The following is a 9,625-nucleotide window of genomic DNA, read 5'->3' as shown; positions in this document are numbered from 1 at the left end:
CCCACAGCCGACGGATTATGAGTCCACTGGGGATCTTGACGGCCCTTGCCGATCATTGCCGATTCACGCCGTTCTTGCAGGTCAGACGTGCTGATTAGCGTCAGCCCTGCGCAGTGCTTGTCGGTCTGCTCCCGTCCTTGTGGCCCCTCAATGGCCCCTTAGGGCTGATGAGTTGGACGCCTACCACAGCAGGAGCGTCCGCCCAGTTCCACGTCAGGAGGCAGGCTCGTAAGTGAGTTGCCTGACCTCTCGCAGGGTGAGTGCGGTTTCGATGGAGTGGGCTCCGTCCAGGGCTCCGATCTTCTCGCTGAGGTAGGTGTACAGGTCGCCGGTGCCGGGGTGGAGGGTGGCGGCGAATGTTGGCCTGGCCGGTGGTGGCTGCGGCGAAGCGCACCTCGGGATGGGAGGCGAGGGTGCGGCCGACGTCGCCGAGGGAGGCTGGGGCGACGGTGAGCCAGAGCATGGCGACGACGTCGTGACCGAGGTACTCGTGGTTGAACTGCACGTCCAGGTAGAGGACTCCGGTGGAGCGCAGGCGGTCCTGACGTCGTCTGACTGCCGATTCCGGCAGGTTGGTGCGCGCCTGCAGTTCGGTGAGCGGGGCGCGTCCGTCGCGGCTGAGTACGGCGAGCAGGGCCTCGTCGGCGTCGTCCAGGACGGCGGGGGTGGTGGCCGGTTCGACTGGCGGCGGGCTGAGGGCGGCCTGTTCGTCGGGGCTGAGGGCGTTGATCCTGCGGAGCCAGCCGAGCGGGCCGCCGTAGAAGTGGTGGAGCAGGCAGTGGGCGCTGACCGAGGTGACGCGCGGGGTGCGTGGGAGGCGGTCGAGGAGGAGTTCGTCCCTGGCCTGACGGGTGTGCGGCTTCATCGCGCACATCACTTCGGTGCCGCCTGAGATCACGCTGACGTAGGCGGTGTCGGGGCGCCGGGCGAGTGCGCCCGCCAGCTGCTCGGCGGCGTCGGGCGTGCAGCGCAGGGCCGGCTTGATGCTGGCCCGGTAGCTTGCCCCGTTGTATCCGCGGGCGGGATGACGAGGCCGTGCCCACCGCGGTCGAGGACCGCACCGCGATCACGGTTCGCGTGGGCAACTCCAAAGCACGCGAGCACGTCACGTTGGGGAAACATGCGGCTTCTACTCTGATTGAACCGGTTGGTTCAGTCAGGCTTGGTTCCGCGGGCTTCAGGAGGCGCTGTGCCGGACGTCAGCTCCGCAAGTTTCATTCCCCGCAAAGTCACCGGCCACAAGAGGCGGCGGAGGTGCTCGCCACCGAGGGCGCGGCCATTGTGACCGGGCTGGCGGACGAGGAGAAGGCGGTCGCGATGGGCCGCGCGATCATGGGGGACCGGGCCGTGCGTTGCGGCACCCAGTTCGAGGCGACGAAGGAGAGCGCCCGGGTCGAGGGGATGCAGATGAAGGCGCAGCCCGCCGACAGGCGCGGCCGCAAACGCGACGCCAGCGGCTCGGCCGAGGAGCGAATGGTCGCCCACAACGACGGCTTCGCTTTCGGTGACTACGCCCCTGACCATCTGTTCCTGTGGTGCGAGCGGCCCGCGGCCGGCGGCGGTGACTCCTTCCTGATCGACACCACCCGGCTGCTGGACCTGCTGGCCGCCGATCCCGGCACCGCCACGCTCGCCGACTTCTGCCGCACTGTCGACATCGACCACTCCGAGCCCAACTACCCGCAGCACGGCTTCTCGCCGATCGTCCGGCGGACCCCGTCGGGCCGCTTCCAGGGCCGTCACCATCCCTATCTCGCGCCGGTCGAGGGCCCGTTGGAGCAGGAGCACTGGACGTATGTGCGCGCCTGGCAGGACGCGGTCGTCGCGGCCCGTGACAGCGGGCCGATGTTCCGGGTGGGCCCGGGTGAGATGATCTGCATCGACAACTACCGGGTGCTGCACGGCAGGGACGGGTACAGCGACCCCCTGCGCAAGGTCTGCTCGATCTGGGGCTGGAGCCAGGACGCGGTCGCGGTTCCGGACGGTCCGCTGGACATCGTCGTCCCACGGATCCCGATGGCATCGTGAAAACTCCGTCATTCCAGGGAGATGTGACGGGATATCAGGATCTGGATATGTAGAAATCAGGGTCCAGGAGCGGCGGCGGCCGTCGCCGCCCGCCGGGCGATCGACTCGGCGGCGGACGCGATCACCCGATCGGTCCCGGCCCGGTCGCCCGAGGTGATCAGGTCCAGTTGCAGGCCGCGCCACAACGCGACCAGTTCCCGGGCCAGGTCGTCCGCAGTGGCCTCCGGCACGTCGCCGCCCAGCGAGACTGCGATTCGTTCGCGCCACTCGCTGCCCACCGACCCCAGGAAGCTGTCGAACCGGCCGCGTTGATGCGCGGCCAGGCCCAGTACCTCGAAGAAGGTCCGGTGGAACGGCAGGTTCTCGGCTGCCGCCACCGCGTCCCAGGCCGCGGCGATCCGCTCGCGCAGCGGGCGCAGCTGGTCGTCCATGATGACGAACGCCTCGCTGAGAATCGGGAAGCGCCCGCTCGCCTCGGCCAGCGCGGCCGTGATCAGCTCCTCCTTGGAGCCGAAGTAGTACAGCAGCATGCGATTGTTGGTGCCGATCGCGCTGCCGAGCTTGCGCAGGGTCAAGTCCGCGACGCCGTGCTCCAGGACGTAGTCCGCGGTCAGCCTCAGCAGGCGACCACGTTCGGACAGGGCCGGGGTATCGGGCATGGCCGGCACATTACCCGCAGCTCAATGGACGTAACCGAGCGGCCAGGGGCCGACGGGACACTCACGGACACGGCGGCCTTCCGCGGGCGCTCGCTGCGGCGCCCTGACCCAAACCGGGCATGGAACCCGTAAGTAACAAACACGGAATGACAGGGCAATCTCTGTACGTCAGTCTCGGCTTGGTCGTCCGGCGGCAGACAGTCGGCACTGAGCACGGAGGGATGCGCGATGAGCTTCGTCAGCGCGTGCAGCACGGACCTCCGGTGCCGTGCCCACCAGTCGGCCTGGACGCGCGGACGCGTGGCGCACGGTTCACATCCGGAGTCCGAGGGCTCTCACACCTGACCTCGTACCGATGACCGCGCCCGGCGCCCTGCCCGGTCTGCGGTTCCACGGTGCCTCCACCCCGGGACCGCACTCTTTCGCCTCGCACGTGTCCCGCCGCCGTACCGGCGTGCGCGCTTCACAGGTGTCTGTCCGGCCGTTACCAGCCGCGCCACGCAGAAGGATTTCGCATGACCACTGCTCCACCCCGGCCTGCCCTGCCCCGCGGCTGCACGTTCGATGCCGACGACTGGGCGATCCTCGCCCGGCACTGGTACCCGGTCGCCCTGTCGAGCGAGATCGGCGACGCGCCGACCGCCGTGCGCCTGCTCGACGAGACCCTGGTGGCCTATCGGGTGGGCGGCGATGTGGTCGTGGCCCACGACATCTGCCCGCACCGCGGGGTGCCGCTGAGCCTCGGCCGCGGCGACGGGAACGGCATCACCTGCGCGTATCACGGGCTGCGCTTCGGTGACGTCGGGCGGTGCGTGCAGGTGCCGGCCCATCCGGAGTCGAAGATCCCGTCCCGGCTGAACCTGCGGACCTACCCCGTCGTCGAGCGGTACGGGCTGGTGTGGACCTGCCTGCGCCCCGAGCCCGACACGGCCCCGGTGATCCCGGCCATGGCCCACTGGGACGAGGCGGACTTCCAGCAGATCAACTGCCCCTGGATCGACATCGCCGCATTCGCCGGCCGCCAGGTCGAGGGCTTCCTCGACGTCGCACACTTCGGCTTCGTCCACCTCGACTCCTTCGGCGACCCCGACAACACCGAGGTCCCCGAATACACCCCGGTACGCCACCAGTACGGCCACTCCGTCGACTACTGGAGCACCGTCAGCAACTACCCGCACGGCACCAAGGAGGCCCCGCCCGGCTTCCGGTGGCTGCGCCACTTCGACGTGCACCTGCCGTTCACGGCCACGCTCGTCGTGCACTTCCCCGACGGCGGGCTGCTCAACATCATGAACGCCGCCTCCCCCGTCTCCGCTCGCCAGACCCGCATGTTCGCCCCCATCGCCCGCAACTTCGACACCGACCAGCCCGTCCAGGCCGTATACGACTTCAACCGCACGGTCTTCGAGGAGGACCGTGCGGTCGTCGAGGTCCAGAAACCCGAGAACCTCCCCCTCGACCCGAGACTGGAAGTGAACATCCCCGCCGACCGCAGCTCCATCGCCTACCGCCGCGGACTGCGCGACCTGGGCCTGAGCCACTTCTTCACCGCGTAGGGGCCCACCGTGCAGCCACTCGACGTCATCGTCCACACGATCTACCTCGCCTCCGGCACCAGCCACAGTCACGAACTCCGGGTGGCGGACGGCGAGGCCCCGCCGTCCTTCGAGGCGGGCGCCGAAAAAGGCCGTTACGTGTTCTGCGCACGGCGTGACGATGCAGGCCGGGGCGGCTCCCGCACCCTGCACCGTGAGCTCACCGTGGGCCGACGGCTACGGATCTCGCCCCCGCGCAACCACTTCCCGCTCGTGACGGCCGGGCATCACGTGCTCGTCGCGGCCGGTATCGGCAGCACACCCCTGCTGTCGATGGCCGAAGACCTGGCCGCGCGGGGAGCGTCGTTCGTCCAGCACCACTACACCTCCGGCGCGGCGGAGGCCCCCCTGCCGGAGCGGCTCCAGACCTCCGCTCCCGGCGAGCGGGCAGGGGTCCACCACAGCGAGCAGGGGGACACCGTCCGCGCGGGGCTGCCCGCCGAACCACAGGTCCCGGAAGCGGACACGGCCGTCCATGTCTGCGGGCCCGACGGCTTCATGACCCACGTCGTGGCCGAGGCGCCCGCCGCGGGCCGGCACCCCGGGCAGCTTCACACCGAACGCTTCGCCCCGGCGGCTCCGCCATCCGCCGAAACCGGAACCGGAGTCGAAGCCGAAGCCGGAACCGGAACCGGAACCGGAGTCGAAGCCGGAGACGCCACCGCGTTCACCGTACGGATCGCGAGCACCGGCACCGGCTGTCCCGTCCCCGCAGACCGCACCATCGCCGAGGTCCTCACCGCCCACGGCGTCGAGGTCGGCCTCTCCTGCGAGCAGGGCATCTGCAGCGCCTGCCCGACCCCCGTCCTGGCCGGCGAACCCGACCACCGCGACGAGGTCCGGTCCCCAGACGAACGCGCGGCGGGCGACCGGATCACCACCTGCTGCTCCCGCGCCCGCACCCCCGAACTCCTCCTCGACCTCTGACCCGGGATCCCGTATCCCGGGCGACCGCTCGACCGGAGACCGGCCCGGCATTGTCCGGGCCTCGCCCCACCCATGTTCCTCATGTCAGCCAGGAGCCGGTGCCGACCCGGCCTGTGAAAGGAAAGCGCGCCATGACCACAAGTTCGAACAGTGACGACAGAGCGTTCGCCGCCCCCGACCGCCGTCTCTTCCTCAGACGGGGACTGCAGTTGGGCGGTGCCGTCCTGCTCGGCGGTCCGCTGCTCGCCGCGTGCGGCGATTCGGACTCGTCCTCGGCCTCCTCCCCCGCCTCCTCCGGTTCCAAGAGTTTCGGTGAGCTGACGCTCCGGCTGTCGTGGATCAAGAACGTCGAGTTCGCGGGCAGCTACATCGCGGACAGCAAGGGCTACTACACGGACGAGGGCTTCTCGAAGGCCACGCTGATAGGCGGCGGCCCGTCCGCGACGCCGATGGAGACGGACGTCGTCACCAAGAAGGCGCTCGTGGCGATCAGCGCCCCCGACATCACGGGCGCGGCCGTCGCCAAGGGCGCTCCACTGAAGATCATCGGTGCGCAGTACCAGAAGAACCCGTTCTGCATCATGTCGATGGCCAAGGCCCCGATAGCCAAGCCGGAGGACATGTACGGCAAGAAGATCGGAGTCCAGGCGGGCAACGAGTCCGTGTGGGCGGCGTACATCAAGGCGACCGGGCTCGACGAGTCGAAGATCACGAAGGTACCGGTGCAGTTCGACCCGCTGCCCCTGACCCAGGGCACCGTGGACGGCTGGTTCTCCTTCGTGACCAACGAGCCGAACTCGCTGCGTCTGAAGGGCTTCAAGGTCGCCACGATGCTGCTCGCCGACACCGGCTATCCGCTGGTCTCGGAGACGTACATCGTCCGCCAGGACACCATCGACAAGCAGCGTGACCTGCTCAAGGCGTTCCTGCGCGCGGAGATCAAGGGCTGGAAGGCGAACATCGCCGACCCGGCGCTCGGCGCGAAGCTCGCGGCCGAGACGTACGGCAAGGGGCTCGGGCTGACGACCAAGGAGCAGACCCTTGAGTCCAAGGACGAGAGCGAGCTGATGGTGAGCGCCGACACCAAGAAGAACGGCCTGTTCACGATCACGCAGGCGCTGATCGACGAGAACATCAAGACGCTGAAGTACGGCGGCCTCGACATCACCGCCGACAAGCTCTTCGACCTCTCGATCATCGAAGAGGTCTACAAGGAAGACCCCAGCCTCATCTGAGGCGCCGGCGGTACCGGTGCGGCCCTATCGGCCCGCCGGTACCGGCTTCCCCCACCCGCACCGCACACAGAGGTCAACTGATGAGTACCGCAGCAGCCGTTCCCGAAGCATCCGATGACTCCGGAGGGTCGGCCGATACCGGCACCGGGCTGTCCCTGCGCGGGCTGAGCAAGGAGTTCAAGCTCGGCCGACAGCGCGTACCCGCACTGGCCGGCGTCGACCTGGACACGACTGAGGGGCAGTTCCTCGCGCTGCTGGGGCCGTCGGGCTGCGGCAAGTCGACCGTTCTGCGGATCCTCGCGGGGCTCGACAGCCCGACCTCCGGTACGGCCCTCGTGCACGGCGAGGACCCGGAGGCGGCCCGCAAACGGCACCACCTGGGCATAGCCTTCCAGGACGCCGCGCTGCTGCCGTGGCGCTCGGTCGCCGCCAACATCCGCCTCCCGCTGGAGATCAGCGGCATCAAGGCCGACCCGGCGGCGATCTCCGACCTCATCCAGCTGGTCGGCCTCGAAGGCTTCGAGAAGGCACGCCCCGCCCAGCTCTCCGGTGGCATGCGGCAACGCGTCGCCATCGCCCGCTCGCTGGTCGTCGACCCCAAGGTGCTGCTGCTGGACGAACCGTTCGGCGCGCTGGACGACATGACCCGCCAGCGGCTCAACCTCGAACTCCAGCGCATCTGGCAGGCCCGCGCGGTGACCACCCTGCTCGTCACGCATTCCATCAACGAGGCCGTGCTGCTGAGCGACACCGTCGCGGTCATGTCGCCCCGTCCGGGCCGGATCGTGGAGAAGGTCACCATCGACCTGCCGCGTCCCCGCACACCGGAGATGATGCGCTCGCCCGAGTTCCACGCGTACGCCGACCAGTTGTCGGAACTCCTGTTCGGCCGCGTCGACCCGCCCGCCGACCCGCCTGCCAACAGCGCCGCCGACGCTCACGGTCCCGCAGTGGAGGCGTCATGAGTGCGCGGCGTTCCGCCTGGATCGGCGGGGCCCTCGGCATCGCGGCTCTGATCGGGGCGTGGTCGCTGCTGTCCACCACGGTCGTCGGCACCGGGGACGGCGTGCCCACCCCCTGGGCGGTCGTGGCGAGCGTGTTCGACGACGGCTGGACCTTCTACAGTCCGCATGTCGAGCAGACCGTCGGCGAGGCCCTGACCGGCTATCTGGTCGGCAACGGGCTGGCGCTGGGCCTGGCGATCCTGGTGCTGCTGGTGCCCGTGCTGGAGCGGGTGATCACGCAGATCGCGGTGGCCTCGTACTGCCTGCCCATCGTGGCGATCGGCCCGATCCTGTCCCTCGTCCTCGACGGGGACAAGCCGATGTCGGCGATGGCCGGGCTGTCGGTCTTCTTCACCACCCTGATCGGCGCACTGCTCGGGCTGCGCTCGGCCGACGCGGCTGCGCTCGACCTGGTACGCGCCTACGGCGGCGGCCGCTGGCAGCAGATGCTGCGGGTCCGCCTGATCGCCGCGCTGCCCAGCACGCTGGCCGCACTCAAGATCGCCGGTCCGGCGGCGCTGCTCGGCGCGATCATCGGCGAGTATCTCGGCCGGGTCGACAGCGGCCTCGGCATCGCCATGACCATCGCCCAGCAGCAGCTCGACGTGCCCCGCACCTGGGGCATCGCCCTGGTCTCGGGCGCGGTGGCAGGCCTCGCGTACGGCGCGGTCGGGCTCGTCGCCCGCTACGCCCTGCCGTGGTCGCGCACGACGACAGTGGAAGGCGGACACGCATGAGCACCGCGACACAGACGCACAGGGCCCCCGCGTTGCGCTTCGCGGCGGGCGTGCTGCGCCCGCTGCTGAACGTGGTCGTGACGATGGCGGCCGTCGTCGTCCTGTGGATCATCTTCCTGCAGGCCTACGACCTGGACCCCCTGGTGGCCAAGTCACCGGTCGACATCTTCCACTACCTGTTCACGGGCGCGGACGCGGGCGCCCATCGCTCCCTGGTCTCCTCCGGTCTGGGCCGCACGCTGCTGGACGCCGGGTTGGGCTTCGTCGCCGGGCTGGCGGCGGCGGTGGGTGTGGCGGTCGTCTTCGTCCTCTTCCGCAGCGTCGAGCAGGCCCTGCTTCCGATGGCGGTCGTCGTACGCTCCGTGCCCTTGGTGGCGATGACCCCGCTCATCACGCTCGTCTTCGGTCGCGGCCTGATGGCCACCACCGTCATCAGCGGCCTGATCGTCTTCTTCCCCGCCCTGGTCACCATGGCCTTCGGCCTGCGCTCCGCCTCCCGCCAGGCCGCCGACCTGTGCCGCGCATACGGCGCCGGAGGCTGGACCGTCGCTCGCAAGGTCATGCTGCCCAGCGCGGTCCCCGCGTTCTTCGCCAGTGCCCGCATCGGCGTCCCTGGAGCCCTGATCGGCGCGATGCTCGCCGAATGGCTCTCCACCGGACAAGGCCTCGGCTACGCCATGCTCAAGGACTCCTCCACCTTCGACTACGACCACCTCTGGGCCTCGGTCGCGGTCCTCACCGCGGTGTCCGCACTGGCGTACAACATCATCGCGGCCATCGAGACCGTCGCCCTGGCCCGCTTCGCACCCAACATCCGCCCGGGCACCTGACCCCGGCCCGCCTGCGCCTGGAGACCTGCGCCATGTGCTACGGCGCCTTGAGCGGGCTTCGATCTTTTCCACAGCTTGGTGCCGCTGCTCTCCCTGGGCGCAGCGAGGTCGCCCCGGCCGGCTCCTGGACTTCTGCTGCGGTGCCGGAGGCCCGGTCGGCGGCTACCTCGGCGCCCGCCTCCAACCCCACCTGCCCGACACCCCACCCCGGCTCCTGCTCGGCACCCGCGCCACCGGCATCGGCACGCTGTATGCGATCCAGCTCGTGCGCTGACCGCACATGGCTCAGCCCTGATGAACGCGGTGCGCCGTCCATGGGGCCGTTTCCTCTTCGGGCCGTTCCCCTGGCCTCGCGCCTGTCTGCCAGACGCACCGGCATCCGCGCCGCCTCCAGTGCCGGTGCGGCACTCGACAGTCCGCGCGGTGGACGGCAGCCCCATGCCGCCGAACCAGCAAACGGAACAACGAAATCGGCCCGGAAGCACTCTCGGCCTGACCCCGGCCGCGCCCTCCCTGCCCCTGTACGGCCCCTGGGTCTTGGGGACGACCCGCAGACCAGTCGCCCGGACCGAGAGCGGCAACCTTAGACAACTACTCCGCCGCAGGTCAG

9 protein-coding genes are annotated in these 9,625 nt (G+C 69.7%); 7 read left to right on the top strand and 2 right to left on the bottom strand.

Annotated features, from left to right (window positions below):
* Positions 1–100: 100 nt before the first annotated feature.
* A complete protein-coding gene (locus ABZT06_RS49845) occupies positions 101–865 on the bottom strand; it encodes an Lrp/AsnC family transcriptional regulator (protein WP_355756405.1) in 765 nt (254 codons plus the stop codon).
* A gap of 389 nt (positions 866–1,254) precedes the next feature.
* Between ABZT06_RS49845 and ABZT06_RS49840 the strand changes: the two genes are divergently transcribed.
* Entirely contained in the window at positions 1,255–2,028 is a 774-nt protein-coding gene (locus ABZT06_RS49840; protein WP_355756402.1) for a TauD/TfdA family dioxygenase, read from the top strand.
* A gap of 56 nt (positions 2,029–2,084) precedes the next feature.
* On the opposite strand, the gene ABZT06_RS49835 is transcribed toward ABZT06_RS49840, so the two are convergent.
* Entirely contained in the window at positions 2,085–2,687 is a 603-nt protein-coding gene (locus ABZT06_RS49835; RefSeq protein WP_355756399.1) for a TetR/AcrR family transcriptional regulator, read from the bottom strand.
* Positions 2,688–3,202: 515 nt separating this feature from the next.
* On the opposite strand from ABZT06_RS49835, the gene ABZT06_RS49830 reads away from it, so the two are divergent.
* From ABZT06_RS49830 to ABZT06_RS49805, 6 genes are all read left to right on the top strand, one after another.
* The gene (locus tag ABZT06_RS49830; protein ID WP_355756396.1) at positions 3,203–4,243 is read left to right on the top strand and encodes an aromatic ring-hydroxylating dioxygenase subunit alpha; all 1,041 of its coding nucleotides are present in this window, start codon (positions 3,203–3,205) and stop codon (positions 4,241–4,243) included.
* 9 nt (positions 4,244–4,252) lie between these two features.
* Positions 4,253–5,209, top strand: a complete 957-nt coding sequence (locus ABZT06_RS49825; protein WP_355756393.1) for a PDR/VanB family oxidoreductase — start codon at positions 4,253–4,255, stop codon at positions 5,207–5,209.
* 131 nt (positions 5,210–5,340) lie between these two features.
* Positions 5,341–6,444, top strand: coding sequence for an ABC transporter substrate-binding protein (locus ABZT06_RS49820; RefSeq protein WP_355756391.1), 1,104 nt, complete (start codon positions 5,341–5,343; stop codon positions 6,442–6,444).
* Positions 6,445–6,524: 80 nt separating this feature from the next.
* Positions 6,525–7,409: an ABC transporter ATP-binding protein gene (locus ABZT06_RS49815; RefSeq protein WP_355756389.1), complete on the top strand. Its 885-nt coding sequence runs from the start codon at positions 6,525–6,527 to the stop codon at positions 7,407–7,409.
* Complete coding sequence (locus ABZT06_RS49810; RefSeq protein ID WP_355756387.1) at positions 7,406–8,185, top strand: ABC transporter permease subunit; 780 nt, start codon at positions 7,406–7,408, stop codon at positions 8,183–8,185. The genes ABZT06_RS49815 and ABZT06_RS49810 overlap by 4 nt, the downstream gene beginning before the upstream one ends.
* Positions 8,182–9,015, top strand: a complete 834-nt coding sequence (locus ABZT06_RS49805; protein ID WP_355756384.1) for an ABC transporter permease subunit — start codon at positions 8,182–8,184, stop codon at positions 9,013–9,015. The genes ABZT06_RS49810 and ABZT06_RS49805 overlap by 4 nt, the downstream gene beginning before the upstream one ends.
* The last annotated feature ends 610 nt before the right edge of the window (positions 9,016–9,625 follow it).

The sequence above is a fragment of the Streptomyces sp. NPDC005483 genome (assembly GCF_040606035.1).
In the GTDB taxonomy this organism is placed as follows: domain Bacteria; phylum Actinomycetota; class Actinomycetes; order Streptomycetales; family Streptomycetaceae; genus Streptomyces.
The sequence above is the reverse complement of the archived record's forward strand: the minus strand, read 5'-3'. Positions and strand labels throughout refer to the sequence as shown.